This is a genomic window from Mesorhizobium sp. LNJC391B00, assembly GCF_000502535.1.
Lineage (GTDB): Bacteria > Pseudomonadota > Alphaproteobacteria > Rhizobiales > Rhizobiaceae > Mesorhizobium.
Genome location: NZ_AYWI01000004.1, coordinates 431,145 through 448,429 on the forward strand (window position 1 = coordinate 431,145; position 17,285 = coordinate 448,429).

Genomic DNA, 17,285 nt, shown 5'->3' on the forward strand with positions numbered 1-17,285 from the left:
ATCGACCAGTTCGAAGCGGCAGCTGCGCGCCAGACGGATGGGCGCCGATGGTCCGGACAAATGCAATCGGCCTCCTCCGGTCAATGGCGAAACGGCTTGCGCCACAGTCGCGTCCGCAAGTCGAACAGGCTTGCAAGAGGCAAGATTGCGTTGTGTCGCCCGAAATCCCAACATAGAAGACGAATATGATGGATGTCACGCAACCACGCAATGCCGGCATGGGTGGGCATGAGCAAGCCCTGGACCTCACGCGGGGAATTGCCGCCTATGTCGACCACCCTCTCGTGGCCGGGCTGGCGCGCGTCATCGCCAAGCATCCGCAGGCCGATATCGCCAATGCCTTCAACCACAAGCAGGTCGCCTGCAAGATGTGGGCGCTCGACAGGCTGTTCGAAAGCTGCGGCGGCCGGTTCGAGCGCATATGGGTTCTGGGTGGATGGTACGGCGTATTGCCGGCGATGCTTTTCAATGACGCCCGCTTCGACATCGGGGCGATCGACAGCATCGACATCGATCCCGAAGTCGGCGCGGTCGCCCGGACACTCAACCGGCAAGCCGGCGAGCGGTTTCAAGCGCTGACGGCAGATATGTACGCACTCGACTATGCCGCCGGCGGGCCTGACCTGGTGGTCAATACGAGCTGCGAACACATAGCCGATCTCAGCGCCTGGCTTGCCCTGCTTCCGCGGGGTACGAACGTGCTGCTGCAGTCGAACGATTATTTCAGCGAGCCGACGCACATCAACTGCGTGGCGTCACTTGCAGCCTTCGAAGCCATGGCGGCGCTGCGGCAGATCAGGTTCTCCGGCGAATTGCCGACAAAAAATTATACACGCTTCATGCTGATCGGAGCTGTTTGAAGCGCTCGCACAGGATTTGCGCCGAGCGCCGCGCCCCTTCCAGATCGAGGCGATGCGCGGCTGGCGGCGGTCCCGCAAGCGCCTGCTCGATCGCTTGCGCCAGACCTTCAGGCGTCAGGTCCTGTTCCGTCAGCACCGTTGCAAGACCGAGCTCTTCGAGCATCAGGGCGCGACGCGTCTGCTCGGTTTCCCCGCCGGCTGCAAATGGAACGAGCAGCGAGCGACACCCCGCGCGCATGACATCGCAGACCGTGTTGTAACCCGCCTGCGAGACCGACAGGCGGGCGCCGGTCAGCAGGCTGGCGAAATCCTCGCGGAACCGGAAGATGGACAGGCGTGGGGAGGCATCGCGTGAAATCGCGTCAAACTCGTCCTTCGGCAGGTTTGGGCCGGTGATCAAACACCATGTCCAGGCGTTATCGGCATTTCGCGCCGCCGCGACGGTGGATCTGACAAGGCTCTTTCCGGCCGCCCCGCCGCCAACCGACACCAGAACGTCGAAGCGCTCTGAGGCCGCTTGCGCCGGCGGCGCGGCAACGAGCCCGGTGTAGGCGACCTCGGCCCTGATCGCCCCAGCCAGCGGAAATGTCTTGTCGATGGTTGCGAAAGCCGGATCGCCATGGACCATGACAAGATCGAAATGCCTGTTGACGAGATCGACCGTTTCTTCGTTTCGGCTCGGCTTCACGCGCTCCTGAAGGATGTCGCGGACGGACGCCGCCAGCAGCGGTCTGGGCGATGTCGCTTCGATGGCCTCGATCAGTGGCAAGAGTTCGAAACGCATCTGCCGGCGTCCAAAGGGAAACGCCTCGATAATGACGATGTCGGGCCTGTAATCCCGGAAAGCCTGCAGCAGCATCTCTGAGCGCCGCCTCTTAAAATCATCGTCGATGGCTTTGCCCTGCAGGTCGACAAGTCCGGAAAATCCTTCGTCACCGGAGGTGACAGGCGGCAGGGTCACGGATTTTACACCCGATCCCGGAAATCCCGCGATCGGCGCTCCGCCGGTCACGACGGTGACGTCGAACCCGTCATCGACCAGAGCCGCCGCAATGCGGCTGGCGCGCGCGAGATGGCCGATGCCGAGCAGGTGCTGAACATAGAAGAAAGCGCGCAGCCGCTTCATTCGGCGGCCCGCCACTCCCGCTCGAACAGTTCCTTGAGCTGTCCAATGCCTGCCACATGATCGAAATTGCTTCGCACGCGCCGCTCCGCGGCGTCGCCGAGGCGGACGCGCAGGACGGGATCGCGGATCAGGCGCTCCAGCGCCTGTGCCAGGGCAGTCGGGTTTTCCGAGGGAATCAGCAGCCCGGTTTCATCCGACGATAAAAGCTCCGGCACGCCGGAAATATCGGTCGACACGCAGGCAAGCCGCTGGCTGGCCGCCTCCACCAGAACATTCGGCAGGCCGTCCCGGTCGCCATCCGCGGTGATCCTGCAGGCCAAAGCGAAGATGTCGGCGCTGCGGTAGTGCTCAAGCACCTCCTCCTGCGCCAGCGCGCCTTTCCAGGAGACGCGCCCCTCCAGTCCGAGCCTTTGCGCCAGCGCCTTCAGCCGTTTCAGTTCCTCGCCGCCACCGATATGCTCGAAACACCACGCCAGATCGCCAGGCAAGAGGGCAAGAGCCTCCAGCAACGTATCATAGCCCTTCTTTTCAACGGCGCGTCCGACACTCAAGATCATGACCGGTTCGGCCGGCGCCGAGCCGTCACGCTGTTTTCGCGCCTCGCCGAAACTGCCGAAGCGGTCAAGGTCGAGCCCATGATAGCTCAGATGCACGGACGAACTGCCGTTGGCGAGTTTTTTCAGATGGTCGAAGCCGGTTTTCGTGCACGTGACCGTCCAGCGCGCCGAGGAAAGCTTGCCGGCCAGATCCCAGTCCGCCGACGTCCAGATGTCCTTGGCATGGGCTGAGCAGCTCCAGGGCAAGCCACGAAGCTGGCTGGCATAGCGCGTCACCGATGCCGGCGTGTGCGCGAAATGGGCATGCAGCCATCCCGCGTCTTGCGGCCATTCGGCCGCCAGCACCAGCGCTTGCCCGAAGCGCCGCGCGCGATTGCGGGTAAAGTCGCGGCGGATATCGGCAGCGAGCGATCTGAGCGCGCGCCAGAAGCCAGGCCGCGGCAGACAGGCAAACAGCGATCGAACCACGCGCAGCGGCTCTCTGTGCAGATATTCCGGCAGATAATGGACGGGGGCCTTGATCTCGTCATGCACGGGATGACGTTTTGCGTCGGTCGGCCGCCTGAGCGCGAAAAGTATCAGGTCGAACCCCGCACGCTCCAGACCGAGCAGCTCCTGCGCGATGAAGGTTTCCGACAGCCGCGGGTAGCCCTTCAGAACCACGACGATCTTGCGGTGTTGCAACTCAGTTCATGCCTTCAATGACCGAAAGGTGATGGCCGGCCCGCCGGTCGAGCAGTTCCGCGACGATTTCGGAAATATGAGGCAGCCCTTCCAGCGTCAGATGCGCATTGCTCTGCGATGGGCGCGGCCGGCCCGGCAAAACCTGCAGCGCATCGGCAAACCGCTGGGCATCCTCGGCCTCCTCGGGCAAAAGCATCTCGATGAGGCCGAGTTCGGCTGCGCGCCGTGCCCGGATCAGCTGTTCCTCGCGCGGCGTGACGCGCGGCACGATCAGCGCCGGCTTGTCGAAAGACAGTATCTCGCAATAGGTGTTGTAACCGCCCATCGCCACCACCGCCTTGGCGCCGGCAATCAGCTCTTCCATCCGGTTGTCGAATTCGATGATCTTGACGTAGGGGATCTTGGCCCCCTTCCGGACCAGCTTGTTGCGCTTGCGCGCCGGCATGTAGGGCCCAAGCACGATCAGCGCCCGGTGCTGCAATCGCGGATCCTGCTGATAGGCCTCGATGACGTTGTGGATCAGGTCGGCGCCGTCACCGCCGCCACCGGTGGTAACCAGGATATAGTCGCCCTCGGGCCGGTGGCCGGGCAACTGGTTCTGCTGCAGGCTCCGTTGCAGGAAACCGACGAACTTCATCTTTGCCCTGACCGCCGGCGGCACCTCCAGGCCGGTCAGCGGATCGTAGAAATCCGGCGGGCCATAGACCCAGACCTTGTCGTAGAACAGGCCGATCTTGCGCATCACATCCCTGCGTGCCCACTCCGCTTCGAGCAAATGCGGCGCGTCCATCACCTCGCGCAGGCCAAGCACGAGCGTGGTGCCCCGCGTCTTGAGGTAGGACAGCGTATCCTCAATCTCTCCGCGCAGCCCCAGCGGTTCCTTGTCGACGATGAAGATATCCGGCCGGAAGCTCTCGGCCGTGTGGCGGATAATCGACTGCCGCATCCTTAGCGTCTCGTGCAGATCGATGTCCTTTTCCAGCGAGGTGTATTCGCCGTTTCGCAGCTTGATGACGCTGGGGATCTTCACGAAGTCGACGCGGGCGCGGTAGTCGAAGGCGCCGGCGATGGTGGCGCCCGAAATGATTAGCACCTGAAGTCCGCGGAAATCCCCGACCAGCGAATGCGCGATCGTTCGGCAACGCTGCAAATGGCCGAGCCCGAACGTGTCGTGGCTGTACATGAGAATTCGTGCGTCTTTTGCGTGCTGTGTCATTGTGAACGTCTTTTAGAATTCTCGCCGGACCGTGGGCAACCCCGCAGGCTTCGAAACCATTCTCGCGGGTCTATCGACCTGTTTTGAAACATGGGGGCGAGAGGTACGCAACGGCATTCTTCACCAGGTCACGAATGCCAGGGGCGCTGATTGTGGCGCCATGCCTTGTCTTCGCCGACGATAGACGGCCCGAGCACAAATCTCTGTCATGAGGCTTGACCCCGTGGAATTAAATGCCCTGCGGCCTGAGGCAGGCAAAGCGCACATTGCGAAAAATCAAGGGCGACCAAGGCGAAACGAGGCTGCCGCACATTGTGAGGAGAACCCGCACCTTGGGAAAATGCTTCATAATCCATCGAAACACAACGGCCGCCAGAGGCCGCACGTTGCGGCCTTTTATCCTGCCATCAGCCTTGGCCTGTGGCAAGCGTCCGGTCCTTGCACCGTTGAAGCTGGTGCAATCTCGCGTCATGCCGGCTTCCTCCGTCATGTGGAGGATAGCTGCGGCCCCAATGAGATTCGTCAGCCAGGCGACCCATTCGCCAGATCCGTCACAAAGCTTTGCGTGAACACGCCGGCCGGAAGGACGGCTACGCCAACCTTGCCCTTGTCGTCCTCGGCGTTGCCAGCAGCAGACTTGTCTCGCTGCCGGTTATCCCCGGGATGAGCCGTATCCGCCTAAGCACCGCGTCGAAATCGGTGAGCGACGCCGTTCCGAGTTCGACCACCAGGTCCCACCGGCCATTGGTGGTGTGAATGGTCGAAACCTCGGCGAGGCCGCCGAGCGCCCGGACCACGCGGTCGGCGGCATGGCCCTCGATCTCGATCATCATCACGCCGCGTATCCGCTGGTCGACCGCGTCGGCGCGCAGCACCACCGTGTAGCCGATGATCTCGCCCGTTTTTTCCAGCCGCTCCATGCGCGCCCTGACCGTGGCGCGCGACACCCCCAGATCGACCGCGAGATCGGAGATGCTGCGCCGGGCATCATGCCTGAGCAGCGTGACCAGCCTTTCGTCGAGCAAGTCCATGATTCTATCCACTTTGACCAAACTGACTTATCGAATTGATAAATCATTCTTCTCGAAATGCCAATTTCGCCTGTTCAAACTGCCGGTCCAGGATGGTTCATTCCACGCATCAATTGCCCAATCAATTTGCAAGGACACCAAAAACCATGCGCTGCAGGATCGTTGGCGCGCCGGTGCAGGACGGCGCCGGCAGGATGGGATGCGAGATGGGGCCGAGCGCGCTGCGCACGGCCGGGCTTGCCTCGGTGCTGTCGGAACTCGGCCACGAGGTCGAGGACTGGGGCGCGGTGCAACCGGCCGCCGTGCGCGCAATCGTCCACGGCAATCTCGCGCTGAAGGCCCTGCCGGAGATTTCCGCCTGGACGGCGGCAATTGCCGAGACCGCCTATGCGGCTTCGCGAGACGCCATGCCGATCTTCCTTGGCGGCGACCACGCGATATCGGCCGGCACGGTGTCGGGCATAGCCCGCCGCGCCGCCGAACGCGGCCGGCCGCTCTTCGTGCTGTGGCTCGACGCACATCCCGATTTCCACACGCTCGATACCACCGTCAGCGGCAATCTGCACGGCGTGCCGCTCGCCTATGCCAGCGGCCGGCCGGGCTTCAACGGTTATTTCCCGAACCTGCCTGTCGCCGTCGACCCTGCCCACATCTGCGTCATGGGCCTGCGCAGCGTCGATCCGGCGGAGCGCCGGGCACTGAGCGAAGCGGGGGTTACCGTGCACGACATGCGCACCATTGACGAGCACGGCGTTGCACCTTTGCTGCGCGCCTTCCTGGCCATCGTCGAAAAGGAAAACGGCCTGCTGCATGTCAGCCTCGACGTCGACTTCCTCGACCCCTCCATCGCGCCGGCCGTCGGCACCACCGTGCCCGGCGGCGCCACTTTTCGCGAGGCGCATCTGGTGATGGAGATGCTGTCCGACAGCGGCCTGGTCTCCAGCCTTGATCTGGTCGAGCTCAACCCGTTCCTCGACGAGCGCGGCCGCACCGCCACGCTGATTGTCGACCTCGCCGCCAGCCTGATGGGCCGGCGCATCATGGACCGCCCGACCCGCAGCCATTCCGGAAGCATTGCATGACCCAGCCTTCCCGCCTTGCCATCGTCCCCTTCGTCAGCGTCGACCGCATGATGAAGCTGGTCCTGACCATCGGCGTCGAGCGGTTCCTCACCGAACTCGCCGCCTATATCGAGGAGGATTTTCGCCGCTGGGAGCTGTTCGACAAGACGCCGCGCATCGCCTCGCACAGCCATGACGGCGTCATCGAACTGATGCCGACCAGCGACGGCCGGCTATACGGCTTCAAATATGTCAACGGCCATCCCAAGAACATGCGCGAGGGGCGCCAGACCGTCACCGCCTTCGGCGTGCTCGCCGATGTCGGCTCCGGCTATCCGATGCTGCTCACCGAAATGACGATCCTGACGGCGCTGCGCACCGCGGCGACCTCCGCTGTCGCGGCCAAATATCTGGCGCCGAAAGGCGCGCGCTCGATGGCCATCATCGGAAATGGCGCCCAGTCCGAATTCCAGGCTGTCGCCTTCAAAGCGCTGCTCGGCATCGACCGGCTGCGGCTCTACGACATCGACCGCTCGGCTTCGGAAAAATGCGCCCGCAACCTCGCCGGCAAAGGCTTTGACATCACCATCTGCGCCACCGGCCAGGATGCTGTGGAAGGAGTCGACATCATCACCACGGTGACCGCCGACAAGCTGTCCGCCACCATTCTGACCGACAACATGGTCGGTTCCGGCGTGCACATCAACGCGGTCGGCGGCGACTGCCCCGGCAAGACGGAACTGCACCGCGACATCCTTTTGCGCTCCGACATCTTCGTCGAGTTCTCGCCGCAGACGCGCATCGAGGGCGAAATCCAGCAGCTCCACGCCGACCATCCGGTGACCGAGTTGTGGCAGGTGATGACCGGCAAGGCGGAAGGCCGCAAGACGGCGGAACAGATCACCTTGTTCGATTCCGTCGGCTTCGCCACCGAGGATTTTTCCGCACTGCGCTATATCAGAGACCAGCTTCAGGCCACCGGCCTCTACGAGGAGCTCGACCTGCTCGCCGATCCCGACGAGCCGCGCGACCTCTTCGGCATGCTGCTCAGGGCAGCGCTGCAGCCGGCAGCCGCCTGAGGGGCTTCAGCCGCGCAACGGCGCGCAGCTCTCCCGTTCGACGAGCACCGGGGTCAGCACTTCGCGGCGCGAATGCGCCGCCGGCTCGGCAACCCGCTCGAGCAGCAGGCTGACCGCCCGCGTGCCGATCTTCTCGACCGGCTGTGCGATCGTCGTCAGCGGCGGCCAGGTGGTGACGGCATAGGGTATGTCGTCGAAGCCGATCATCGACATGTCGCCGGGGACCCGCAATCCGCGCCCGCGCAGCACTGTCAGCGCGCCCATGGCCATCAGATCGTTACAGGCAAACAGCGCCGTGATCCCCGGCGCCTGCGCCATCAGCCGCTCCATCGCCATGCGGCCGCCGGCGAAGTGGTAGTCGGAATCCACCACCGAGGCCGGCGGCAGGTCGAGGCCGGCTTCCTGCAGCGCCCTGGCGAAGCCGCGCAGGCGGGCGGGGCTGGAGCTGGAATCGCGCGGGCCGCCGATGACGCCGATCTTCTCGTGACCGAGCCCGGCCAGATAGCGGCCGGCGAGATAGCCGCCATAATCGTGATCGACCAGCACGGAATCGACATTGACCGAATGGATCTCGCGGTCGATCAGCACCGCCGGGACGCCGGGCAGAAGGCTGGAGAACACCCGCGCATGATCGGACGAGCCGGCAAAGATCAGCCCGTCGATCTGCTTGGCCATCAGCACCTGGAGGTAGCGCTCCTCCTTCTCGGCGCTGCCGTCGGAGTTGCACAGGATCACCGTATAGCCGGCAAGGAAGCCGGCATCCTCGATCTGGCGTGCCACGCCGGCGAAGAACGGATTGGAATTGTCCGGCAGCAGCAGGCCGATGGTCTTGGTCTCGCCGCGCCTCAGGCTGCGCGCCAGCGTGTTCGGGCTGTAGCGCAAGGCGGCGATGGCCGAATGCACGCGCTCGGCCGTCTCAGGCTCGACATGGCGCGTGCGGTTCATCACATGCGAGACGGTTGCGACCGACACTCCGGCATGGCGCGCGACATCGGCAATCGTCGTCATTTCTTGTCCCCTAGTGCATGTCGCCCGGAGTGTCCGGCGGATCTGGGAAAATGACATCCATAAAACAAAAACCAAAAAGCGCGACGCGCTTTATCGGATCACCCTCAACAGCTTTTCCCGATAGGCATCCAGAATGACGGCGAGCACAATGACAAGGCCTAGCACGATCGGCTTGAAATTGTCGCCGACGCCGAGCAGCTCGTAGCGAACGCCGGCGACCGGGCCACCGATGTTGACGCAACAGATAGACCATGGCGACGATGCCGGCGCGTTCTCCCTTCCGCCGGAGCGCTGTATCCTTCTCAGGCTAGTGATTCCCGCAGACAGGAAACCTTCATGAACGGCCTGACGCCCATACTTTCCACCGTGACCGCCTCGTTCCTTGCCTCCTTCGTCGAAGTGGTCGAGGCCTTCACCATCGTGCTGGCGGTCGGCGTCACCCGCAGCTGGCGGCCAGCGCTGACAGGCGCGGCGCTGGCGCTGGCGGTGCTGGCGGCTCTGGTGCTGGCCTTCGGACCGCTGCTGGCGCTGATTCCCATTGCGGTGCTGCAGTTCGTCGTCGGCGTGCTCCTGGTCCTGTTTGGCATGCGCTGGTTGAGAAAGGCCATTTTGCGCAGTGTCGGCGTCATCGCCCTGCATGACGAGGACGCCGCCTTTTCAAAGGAAACCGCCGCTTTGCAGCAGCAGGCCAATGACCGCCGCGCCGATTATCTGGCCGGGCTCGCGGCCTTCAAGGCGGTGCTGCTCGAAGGTGTCGAGGTGGTGTTCATCGTCATTGCCGTCGGCGCCGCGCATGCACAGACCTTCTATGCCAGCCTTGGCGCGTTGGCGGCCTTCATCCTGGTAACGATCATCGGCCTTGCGGTGCACAGGCCGCTGACGCGGGTGCCGGAAAACGCGCTCAAATTCGCCGTCGGCCTGATGTTGACAAGCTTCGGCATTTTCTGGACCGGCGAAGGCCTGGGCACCGACTGGCCGGGCGCCGATCTGGCGCTGCTGGCCATCTTCGCAATCATCGCCGTCGCGTGCTTCGCCATGGTGCGCTGGTTGCGCGCCAGCTACCCCAAGGCTGCACAAGGAGTTGCTCGATGAACGTCGTCCGCCTCATTCTAAAGGAGCTCGTCGGCATGTTCATCGACGACGGCAGCCTTGCGACGTTGGCGCTGCTGTTGATCGTGGCGATTGCCGCGGCAGTGAAGCTGCTGGCGTTGCCGCCGCTTGCCGGCGGCGTCCTGCTTCTGCCCGGCTGCCTCGTCATCCTGCTCTACAGCGTGCGCCGCGCGGCACGGCGCTCCGGTCAGTAGAGGGTGAAAAACACCGGCAGCATGCCGCTGATCCGCAACTGCTCAATCGTCTCGATGGCCGGGAACAGCGCCAGGAAATAGAGCCCGTCCGTGAATGTCCGCCGCAACGCCTTTGTCGAGAACCGGCGTTCGGCTTGATCGTGAAACAGCAGCGGGTTCGGCCAGAAAGGCGGCGTGCGTTCGGCATAGACGCTGTAGGCGGGGCCGAACTTTCCAAACAGGAACTCGGCTTCCTTGCGCGCCGTCACCCGGAACACCAGGTAGCTCACCAGAGCCAGCGCCGCCGCCACCAGCACCGAGCCGTACATCAACCCGACGCCCGCCGCGCCGACCGTGGAAAAGAAGTAGAGCGGGTTCCGGCTCATCGAGAACGGGCCGATGGTGACCAGCTCGTCGTTCTTCCTGCCGCCGACATAGAGAATGCTCCACAGACGGCCAAGGAAGCAGACCAGCACGAAGCCGATGCCCAGCGCCTCAATGTATTCGTGCCCGTCCGAGCCTTCGACGAGAAAGGGCTTGGTGAACAGCAACAGCATGACGGCGAGGGCTGCCGCCACTTGTATGACGAGCAGGCGCTTGTGCTGGTCGAACGCCTTCGCTGCCGGCTTGGGGGGAGCGTAGCTCATCATAGTTCCTGCTCTCCGGCAGGGCTCATAGCGCCGGTGTCTCGCCACCCACTAGCGCTTCCGTGCGGCGATGGCGAGGCAACCGGCAGGAATTTCAGCCATTCTTACGAATTTGTAAGCGGGCGGACAGATTGCGGCGAGGTCGCCTGCCCATAGTCCTTATGCCGGCCGACCTGCCGGACATCGTTTCAACACCGCCTGGATATCGGCGCAAGACAGGAACACCAGCATGAAAAAGCTAACCCTCGCTTTCTTGCTCTGCGCCATTGCCATCGCCAACCCGGTCTTTTCAGCCGCTTCCGCTGCGACGCCTTGCGAAGACGCTCTGAAGGACCTGCGCGCGGCGGAAGCCTTGGCGGCGCTGAGCGCCGCGGACAAGACAAAAGTATCCGATCTCGAGGCCAAAGGCGTCGAGCGCTGCAATGCCGACGACGACAAGCGCGCCGACGACTTCTTCGCTCAGGCCATGAAGATCATGGGGAAGTAAGACCAAGCCTCGCCGCACGTACCGGGGAATAGGCCCGTCCCCGCCGAAACGACAAGGATCCCATCATGCTCTTGTCTGCAAGCACTGCACCCGCCGCACTGGCATCACCCAACAGGGTCCCTGATGTCACCGTCGAATTCTGGCTGATCAAGCTTTTGGCGGTCACCATGGGCGAGACGGCGGCCGACTATCTGGCCGTCAATCTTGGCTTCGGACTGACCGTCACCTCGCTGATCATGACCGGCATCCTTGTCGTCGCGCTGGCGCTGCAATTCGCGCAGAAGCGTTATGTGCCATGGGCCTATTGGCTGGCGGTGGTGCTGATCAGCGTCGTCGGCACCTTGATTACCGACAATCTGGTCGACAATTTCGGCGTCCGTCTGCAAACCACCACGATTGCCTTCACGGTCTTGCTCGCCGCGACATTCGCGGTCTGGTACGCCAGCGAAAGAACGCTCTCCATCCATACGATCGTCACCACCAGGCGCGAGATCTTCTACTGGCTGGCGATCCTGTTCACCTTTTCGCTCGGCACCGCGGCCGGCGACCTTGTCGCCGAGACGTTCGACATTGGCTATCTCACGACTGGCTTCTTGTTCGGCGCGGTCATCGTCTTCATCGCCCTCGGCTATTTCGCCTTCGGCCTCGACGCCATCCTCGCCTTCTGGCTGGCCTACATCCTGACGCGGCCGCTTGGCGCCTCGTTCGGCGACCTGCTGTCGCAGCCGGTCGAATATGGCGGCCTCGGCTTCGGCACCACCTTCACCAGCATGATCTTCCTGGGCTGCATCGTCGCCCTCGTTCTCTATATGAGTCTGAAGAAGGGCACCGGCGAGGCCGACAAAATCCTGCTTGAATCGGAGTAGATGCAAGCACCTGCACGCCCGCTTGACGCGACGAGAACGCGCCAAAACGTCAATGGATCCCTGCCGTGGGTCGCCCTGGGCAGCTATCGCGCTCACCTCATGGACGGAAGAATGAACTCCAGGAAATCCGGTTATAGCGGCCTCCAAATTAGCCTGCATTGGATGATAGCGGCGCTTGTCCTGTTCCAGCTCCTGTTCGGCGAAAACATGACAATCTATGTCGATGCGGCAGCGGACAGACGCCAACTGTCGTCCTACGGGCAGACCATGGGGTCCGCCCATTACTGGGTAGGCCTGGCGATCCTGTTGCTGGTGTTCGTGCGACTGGCCGTCCGCCTCTTCATCGGTGCGCCCAAGCCGCAATCCACAATGCCGAAATGGATGGCTTTCGCCTCACGCACAACGCATGCGCTGTTCTATGGCCTTCTCGTTGCCGCTCCTGTTTCCGGGCTTCTGGCCTTTTATGTTTGGAGCTGGATGGGCGATGTCCATACTTGGGCAAAGCCGGTATTCATCGTTCTGATCTGCATTCATGCCGGTGCGGCACTCTTCCATCATTTTATTCTGAAAGACGCCGTGCTGCGCAGGATGCTTGTCCCTGCGCGCGATCCGGTCGGATGACACTTATGGACATGTGCAACGACCACGAGCGACCAGGCGCCGGCGGATATTCTAGGAACGGACCGCCGCCGGTGCTAGCATGCCGCTCTGGCAAAGCCTCGGCAACAGACCGGAACAGAGATGCGACTTCTCCTTGTTGAGGATGACCCCAGGACCGCAGACTATGTCGTCAAGGGCCTGAGCGAAGCCGGGCATGTCTGCGATCTGCTGCGCGACGGGCATGACGCGCTGTTTGCCGCGACACGCGACGCCTATGACGTGATCGTCGTCGACCGCATGCTGCCCGGCCTCGACGGCCTGTCGATGATCAAGGCGGTGCGGGCGGCGGGCGTGCGCACGCCGGCGATCTTTCTGACCTCGGTCGGCGGCGTCGACGACAGGGTTGAAGGGCTCGAGGCCGGCGGCGACGACTATCTCGTCAAGCCATTCGCCTTTTCCGAACTGCTCGCCCGCATCAACGCGCTCGGCCGTCGCCCTGCGGTGCAGGAGCTGAAGACGACGCTGCGCATCGCAGACCTCGAAATGGACCTGATCCAGCGCCGCGTCACCAGGCAGGGCCAGGCGATCGACCTGCAGCCGCGCGAATTCAGCCTGCTCGAAGTGCTGATGCGCGGCGAGGGCCGCGTCATCACCCGCACCATGCTTCTGGAACGGGTCTGGGATTTTCACTTCGACCCCAAGACCAGCGTCGTCGAAACCCATATCAGCCGGCTGCGCGCCAAGATCGACAGGCCGTTCGAAACCACGTTGATCCACACCGTGCGCAACACTGGCTACAGTGTTCACGACTGAGGCGCGGCATGACAGAAACTTGCCATGACTGAAGCTTGCCATGACTGAAACGCACTATGACTGAGACAGGCTCTCGCCTGCTGCGCAGCACGCCGTTTCGGCTGGCCCTGACCTTCGCCTTGCTGTTCGTGCTCGCCTTCATCCTGTCAGGCGCCATCGTCTACCAGCTGATGAGCGCGGATCTTGCCGAGCAGCTCGACCAGTCGGTCAAGGAGACCTATTCGGTCGTGGCGGTGACCTATGCCGGAAACGACCGGGAGGATCTGGTTTCGGCAGTCGACAGCCACGCCGCGCTCAGCCCGAGCAAGGAACAGCTGTTCTCGCTCACCGATCCCGCCGGCAATCGCCTGGCCGGGAATTTCACCGCCGCCGACCTTCCCGATGGCTTTTCGGATTTTGCAGCGTCCCTGCCCGATGTGACGCCCGGCACCATGTACCGCGCCTGGTCCGGTTCGGTCGGGCCGAACAGCCTGACCGTCGCCTTCTCGCTGTCTGAGATAAGGGAGTTGGAAAACATCGTGCTGATGAGCTTCGGTTGGGCCACCCTGATCATTTCCGGCCTTGGGGTGGCCGGCGGCGCCCTGCTGGCGTCGCGCGTGCAGCGCCGCCTCGACGGCATAGCCGCCACCATGGACGATGTCTCCAACGGCCGGCTCGACGCCCGCATTCCACTGCTCGGCAATGGCGACGACATTGACGGCGTCTCGCGCCAGGTCAACGCCGCGCTGGAGCGGCTGGCGGCGCTGGTGGACGGCATGCGCCAGGTCAGCGCCGACATCGCGCATGATCTGAAGACGCCGCTCAACCGGCTGCAGATGATTTTGGAAGCTGCGGCCGACAGGACCGCGCGGGGTGAGGCCGTTGCCGATGAGCTGGCGGAGGCACGTGGGGAAAGCCTGCAGATCAACGAGACTTTCGATGCGCTGTTGCGTATTGCCCAGATCGAGGCCGGCGCCCGCAAGGCGCGCTTTGTCGATCTCGACCTCAACGGCGTCATCGATGCCATCGCCGAAATCTATGCCGGTGTCGCCGAGGATGACGGCAAGTCGCTGTCGGCCACGATCGTCCACGGCACCCCATGCCTGGTCCACGGCGACCGCGACCTGCTGACGCAATTGTTTGCCAATCTCGTGGAAAACGCGCTGCGGCATTGCCCTGATGGCACGGCGATCCAGATATCGGTGACGCGGCAGGACGACCGCATCGTGGCTGAGGTCGCCGACAACGGCCTCGGCATCCCGGCGCAGGAGCGCGAAAAAGTGTTCCAGCGGCTGTACCGGCTGGACTCCAGCCGCACCACGCCCGGCAGCGGCCTTGGCCTCAGCCTGGTGCGGGCCATCGCCGACCTGCATGGTGCAACGATTGCGCTGGAGGATCGCCGGCCTGGGCTGGCGGTAATTGTCGGGTTTCCTCGGGCGGAGGGCACCGGTCCCGGCTTGAAATGACAACGCCAGAGCCAGGTCGACCCCAGGCGCTCATCAAACGCGAAGTCGCTGACAACTTTCTCCAAGTTGATGATCGCATCCGACAAAGGCGGTCGCGATTAGCCTTGCACGTGTTTCCACCCGGAACGGCTGCGGGTTGATCAAGATGACCGTTGAACCTATCGGCCCACCGCACCCCGGCGAAAATCCGAGGGCGACATCCCTGCCAGCTTGCGGAAGGATTTGTTGAAGGCGCTGAGCGAGCCAAAGCCTGAATCCATGGCGACGCGCAGCACATTGGCGTCTTCATGCATCAGCAGCGCCTGCGCGTAGCTCAGCCGCAGCAGATTCATATATTCGTTGAGCGTCATGCCGGTCGATTTCTTGAAAATGCTCATGGCGTATTTGGGGTGGATGTCGGCGGCAGCGGCAATGTCGACGCAGTCTATGTCGTAGAGGAAATTCTCGGCGATGAAGTCGCACATGCGCCCGACATTGCGCAGCGATTGCTGGTCGAACGGGCCGCCGGGTTCCTGGCCGATGGCGGTTTCCGGCACCAGCCGGTAGGGCTCGAAGCGCACCCGCTCCAACCGCAGCAGCAGCTCGTTCACGGCGTGCTCGGTTATCGCCGGATCGCCCGAGCGGAAATAGCGGTTCCAGCGTTCGAAATTGTGATGGTCGGCCTGGTCGGTCGCCGATGTCACCAGCGTGGCGCCGGTCATCAGCCGGTGGCGGACATCCGTCGGCAGATGCAGGCGGAAGAAATGCACCAGCGGCAGATGCGCGCCGGCATAGATGGCGTCGTCGGAGAGATCGTCCATCTGGTGCGGCAGCCCGCCCCAGAACAGGCACATGTCGCCGGCCGACAGCGAGATCTCGTGCTCGTTCATGCGGTAATGCACGCTGCCGCGGACGATGAAATTGACCTCGACCTGGGCATGCCAGTGCGGCTTCAGCATCACCAGCGGATGGTTGTGAAACATCTGCAAAGCCATCGGCAGGCCTTCGACGCTGCTGGCGCCAGGCTGGTAAAACGGCCGTTCCGGCATCTTACTTTCCGCCCATCTTTTATTCCCGTTGTCAGGGACAAGCCTTCCGCGCCGCCTAGTCTAGCCATGCTCTCGAAGAGAGAGCAAATGAAATGGGAGGATTTCAATGCGCACGACACTGATCTGTGCCGCGCTGGCGCTTGGCCTGGGCTCAGCCCCAGCTTTGGCGCAGTCCGGCGAAATCACGATCTGGAGCTGGAATATCGCCGCTTCGTCGCTGAAGGCGACGGTGGCCGGCTTCAACAAGCAGTATCCCGACGTCAAGGTCACCGTTCAGGATCTCGGCAACCAGCCGACCTATGACAAGTCGATCGCCGGCTGTGCGGCCGGCGGCGTCGGCCTGCCCGATATCGTCTCGATCGAAAACGGCGAGGCCGAGAACTACTGGAGCCAGTTCCCCGATTGCTTCGTCGATTTGCACACGCTGGGCTACACCGCCGACGACCAGAAGAAATTCCCGGATTTCAAGCGCACCGAACTGGAGGTCGGCGACAAGGCCTATGCCATGCCGTGGGATTCCGGCCCAGTCGCCGCCTTCTACCGCCGCGACTTCTACGAGAAGGCTGGCGTCGATCCGGCCTCGATCAAGACCTGGGACGATTTCATCGCCGCCGGCAAGAAGGTCCAGGCCGCCAATCCCGGCGTCACCATGACCAATGCCGATTTCAACGGCGACACCGAATTCTTCCGCATGATTTCCAACGAACAGGGCTGCGGCTATTTCGCCGCCGATGGGCAGTCGATCACCGTCAACCAGCCGAAATGCGTCGACACGCTGGCCAAGATCAAGGACATGAAGGACGCCGGCATCATCTCGTCGGCCGACTGGGGCACCAAGATCACCAACAACACCGCCGGCACCGTCGCCACCCAGGTCTATGGCGGCTGGTATGAGGGCACCATCCGCACCGAATCCGCCGGCGAAAACGGCAAATGGGGTGTCTACCTAATGCCGAGCCTGACCGCCGACGGCCCCCGCGCGGCCAATCTCGGCGGCTCGTCGCTCGCCATCACCTCATCCTCGAAGAACAAGGAGGCCGCCTACGCCTATCTGAAATACACGCTCGAGACCAATGAAGGCCAGATTACCATGCTCAGGGATTTCGGCCTGGTGCCGTCACTGATCTCGGCCCTCGACGACCCCTACGTCTCGCAGGGCCTGCCCTATTGGGGCGGCCAGGCAGTGTGGAAGGACATTCTCGCCACGCTGCCCAAGGTGGTGCCGAGCCGCGGCACGCCGTTCCAGAGCGACGCCGAAATCATCATGCGCGCCGTGCAGACCAAATATCTCGGCGGCGGCTATCCCGATGCCAAGGCCGCCCTCGACGACGCCGCCAGCCAGATCGCGGCGGCGACTGGACTGCCGGTCAAGTAGGCGCCACTTCCCCTTCTCCCCTTGTGGGAGAAGGTGGATCGGCGCGTTAGCGCCGAGACGGATGAGGGGTGTTCCAGCGGAGTGAAACGTTGGCGTTTCCTGGAACACCCCTCATCCGT

General features: G+C 63.2%; 18 protein-coding genes and 1 pseudogene. 11 read left to right on the plus strand and 8 right to left on the minus strand.

Going from position 1 to position 17,285, the window contains the following annotated elements:
- Positions 1-188: 188 nt before the first annotated feature.
- Positions 189-860, plus strand: coding sequence for a class I SAM-dependent methyltransferase (locus X750_RS151805; protein WP_081731340.1), 672 nt, complete (start codon positions 189-191; stop codon positions 858-860).
- Here the strand turns inward: X750_RS151805 and X750_RS151800 are convergent.
- The 4 genes from X750_RS151800 to X750_RS151780 all read right to left on the minus strand — a co-directional run bounded on the left by X750_RS151800 (position 838) and on the right by X750_RS151780 (position 5,474).
- Entirely contained in the window at positions 838-1,986 is a 1,149-nt protein-coding gene (locus X750_RS151800; protein ID WP_023747419.1) for a glycosyltransferase family protein, read from the minus strand. The two genes, X750_RS151805 and X750_RS151800, sit on opposite strands and share 23 nt — an antisense overlap.
- Entirely contained in the window at positions 1,983-3,227 is a 1,245-nt protein-coding gene (locus tag X750_RS151795) for a glycosyltransferase (RefSeq protein WP_023692899.1), read from the minus strand. The genes X750_RS151800 and X750_RS151795 overlap by 4 nt, the downstream gene beginning before the upstream one ends.
- A gap of 1 nt (position 3,228) precedes the next feature.
- Entirely contained in the window at positions 3,229-4,443 is a 1,215-nt protein-coding gene (locus X750_RS151790; RefSeq protein WP_023672150.1) for a glycosyltransferase family protein, read from the minus strand.
- A 590-nt stretch (positions 4,444-5,033) separates the two neighbouring features.
- Positions 5,034-5,474 (minus strand): Lrp/AsnC family transcriptional regulator, encoded by a 441-nt coding sequence (locus tag X750_RS151780; RefSeq protein WP_023685065.1) that lies wholly within the window; start codon positions 5,472-5,474, stop codon positions 5,034-5,036.
- 146 nt (positions 5,475-5,620) lie between these two features.
- Between X750_RS151780 and rocF the strand changes: the two genes are divergently transcribed.
- Positions 5,621-6,556 carry an arginase gene (gene rocF / locus X750_RS151775; protein ID WP_023747420.1) on the plus strand — a complete coding sequence of 312 codons (936 nt, stop codon included), beginning with the start codon at positions 5,621-5,623 and terminating at the stop codon, positions 6,554-6,556.
- The gene (locus X750_RS151770) at positions 6,553-7,614 is read left to right on the plus strand and encodes an ornithine cyclodeaminase (RefSeq protein ID WP_023692901.1); all 1,062 of its coding nucleotides are present in this window, start codon (positions 6,553-6,555) and stop codon (positions 7,612-7,614) included. Before rocF ends, X750_RS151770 begins: the two co-directional genes overlap by 4 nt.
- A 6-nt stretch (positions 7,615-7,620) precedes the next feature.
- Here the strand turns inward: X750_RS151770 and X750_RS151765 are convergent, their stop codons facing one another.
- Both X750_RS151765 and X750_RS1000000166850 read right to left on the minus strand, forming a co-directional pair.
- On the minus strand, positions 7,621-8,622 hold the full coding sequence (locus X750_RS151765; RefSeq protein ID WP_023692902.1) for a LacI family DNA-binding transcriptional regulator: 1,002 nt from the start codon (positions 8,620-8,622) through the stop codon (positions 7,621-7,623).
- A gap of 90 nt (positions 8,623-8,712) precedes the next feature.
- Positions 8,713-8,890, minus strand: a pseudogene (locus X750_RS1000000166850) (ABC transporter permease); the annotation flags it as partial.
- A gap of 68 nt (positions 8,891-8,958) precedes the next feature.
- Here X750_RS1000000166850 and X750_RS151760 point away from each other — a divergent pair.
- Both X750_RS151760 and X750_RS151755 read left to right on the plus strand, forming a co-directional pair.
- The gene (locus X750_RS151760; protein ID WP_023706786.1) at positions 8,959-9,714 is read left to right on the plus strand and encodes a COG4280 domain-containing protein; all 756 of its coding nucleotides are present in this window, start codon (positions 8,959-8,961) and stop codon (positions 9,712-9,714) included.
- Entirely contained in the window at positions 9,711-9,926 is a 216-nt protein-coding gene (locus tag X750_RS151755) for a hypothetical protein (RefSeq protein WP_023672157.1), read from the plus strand. Before X750_RS151760 ends, X750_RS151755 begins: the two co-directional genes overlap by 4 nt.
- On the opposite strand, the gene X750_RS151750 is transcribed toward X750_RS151755, so the two are convergent.
- Positions 9,920-10,552, minus strand: a complete 633-nt coding sequence (locus X750_RS151750) for an isoprenylcysteine carboxylmethyltransferase family protein (RefSeq protein ID WP_023685059.1) — start codon at positions 10,550-10,552, stop codon at positions 9,920-9,922. The genes X750_RS151755 and X750_RS151750 overlap by 7 nt on opposite strands.
- Before the next feature lie 229 nt (positions 10,553-10,781).
- On the opposite strand from X750_RS151750, the gene X750_RS151745 reads away from it, so the two are divergent.
- The 5 genes from X750_RS151745 (at position 10,782) to X750_RS151725 (ending at position 14,763) form a co-directional block, all read left to right on the plus strand.
- Positions 10,782-11,039 (plus strand): hypothetical protein, encoded by a 258-nt coding sequence (locus tag X750_RS151745; RefSeq protein ID WP_023706785.1) that lies wholly within the window; start codon positions 10,782-10,784, stop codon positions 11,037-11,039.
- A 65-nt stretch (positions 11,040-11,104) separates the two neighbouring features.
- Complete coding sequence (locus X750_RS151740; RefSeq protein ID WP_031196754.1) at positions 11,105-11,905, plus strand: membrane protein; 801 nt, start codon at positions 11,105-11,107, stop codon at positions 11,903-11,905.
- Positions 11,906-12,526, plus strand: coding sequence for a cytochrome b (locus X750_RS151735; protein WP_245261217.1), 621 nt, complete (start codon positions 11,906-11,908; stop codon positions 12,524-12,526).
- A gap of 120 nt (positions 12,527-12,646) precedes the next feature.
- Positions 12,647-13,318, plus strand: coding sequence for a winged helix-turn-helix domain-containing protein (locus X750_RS151730; RefSeq protein ID WP_023740151.1), 672 nt, complete (start codon positions 12,647-12,649; stop codon positions 13,316-13,318).
- A gap of 56 nt (positions 13,319-13,374) precedes the next feature.
- Positions 13,375-14,763: an ATP-binding protein gene (locus tag X750_RS151725; protein ID WP_023747421.1), complete on the plus strand. Its 1,389-nt coding sequence runs from the start codon at positions 13,375-13,377 to the stop codon at positions 14,761-14,763.
- Positions 14,764-14,921: 158 nt separating this feature from the next.
- Here the strand turns inward: X750_RS151725 and X750_RS151720 are convergent, their stop codons facing one another.
- A complete protein-coding gene (locus X750_RS151720) occupies positions 14,922-15,791 on the minus strand; it encodes a helix-turn-helix domain-containing protein (protein ID WP_023730312.1) in 870 nt (289 codons plus the stop codon).
- Positions 15,792-15,897: 106 nt separating this feature from the next.
- Between X750_RS151720 and X750_RS151715 the strand changes: the two genes are divergently transcribed.
- The gene (locus tag X750_RS151715) at positions 15,898-17,166 is read left to right on the plus strand and encodes an ABC transporter substrate-binding protein (protein WP_023747422.1); all 1,269 of its coding nucleotides are present in this window, start codon (positions 15,898-15,900) and stop codon (positions 17,164-17,166) included.
- Positions 17,167-17,285 lie beyond the last annotated feature (119 nt).

Coding starts and splice junctions, on each gene's coding strand:
- X750_RS151770 (WP_023692901.1), top strand. CDS start 6,553: ATGACCCAGCCTTCCCGCCTTGCCATCGTCCCCTTCGTCAGCGTCGAC.
- X750_RS151715 (WP_023747422.1), top strand. CDS start 15,898: ATGCGCACGACACTGATCTGTGCCGCGCTGGCGCTTGGCCTGGGCTCA.
- X750_RS151800 (WP_023747419.1), bottom strand. CDS start 1,986: ATGAAGCGGCTGCGCGCTTTCTTCTATGTTCAGCACCTGCTCGGCATC.
- X750_RS151805 (WP_081731340.1), top strand. CDS start 189: ATGGATGTCACGCAACCACGCAATGCCGGCATGGGTGGGCATGAGCAA.
- X750_RS151780 (WP_023685065.1), bottom strand. CDS start 5,474: ATGGACTTGCTCGACGAAAGGCTGGTCACGCTGCTCAGGCATGATGCC.
- X750_RS151745 (WP_023706785.1), top strand. CDS start 10,782: ATGAAAAAGCTAACCCTCGCTTTCTTGCTCTGCGCCATTGCCATCGCC.
- rocF (WP_023747420.1), top strand. CDS start 5,621: ATGCGCTGCAGGATCGTTGGCGCGCCGGTGCAGGACGGCGCCGGCAGG.
- X750_RS151790 (WP_023672150.1), bottom strand. CDS start 4,443: ATGACACAGCACGCAAAAGACGCACGAATTCTCATGTACAGCCACGAC.
- X750_RS151725 (WP_023747421.1), top strand. CDS start 13,375: ATGACTGAGACAGGCTCTCGCCTGCTGCGCAGCACGCCGTTTCGGCTG.
- X750_RS151730 (WP_023740151.1), top strand. CDS start 12,647: ATGCGACTTCTCCTTGTTGAGGATGACCCCAGGACCGCAGACTATGTC.
- X750_RS151755 (WP_023672157.1), top strand. CDS start 9,711: ATGAACGTCGTCCGCCTCATTCTAAAGGAGCTCGTCGGCATGTTCATC.
- X750_RS151740 (WP_031196754.1), top strand. CDS start 11,105: ATGCTCTTGTCTGCAAGCACTGCACCCGCCGCACTGGCATCACCCAAC.
- X750_RS151760 (WP_023706786.1), top strand. CDS start 8,959: ATGAACGGCCTGACGCCCATACTTTCCACCGTGACCGCCTCGTTCCTT.
- X750_RS151750 (WP_023685059.1), bottom strand. CDS start 10,552: ATGAGCTACGCTCCCCCCAAGCCGGCAGCGAAGGCGTTCGACCAGCAC.
- X750_RS151765 (WP_023692902.1), bottom strand. CDS start 8,622: ATGACGACGATTGCCGATGTCGCGCGCCATGCCGGAGTGTCGGTCGCA.
- X750_RS151720 (WP_023730312.1), bottom strand. CDS start 15,791: ATGCCGGAACGGCCGTTTTACCAGCCTGGCGCCAGCAGCGTCGAAGGC.
- X750_RS151735 (WP_245261217.1), top strand. CDS start 11,906: ATGCAAGCACCTGCACGCCCGCTTGACGCGACGAGAACGCGCCAAAAC.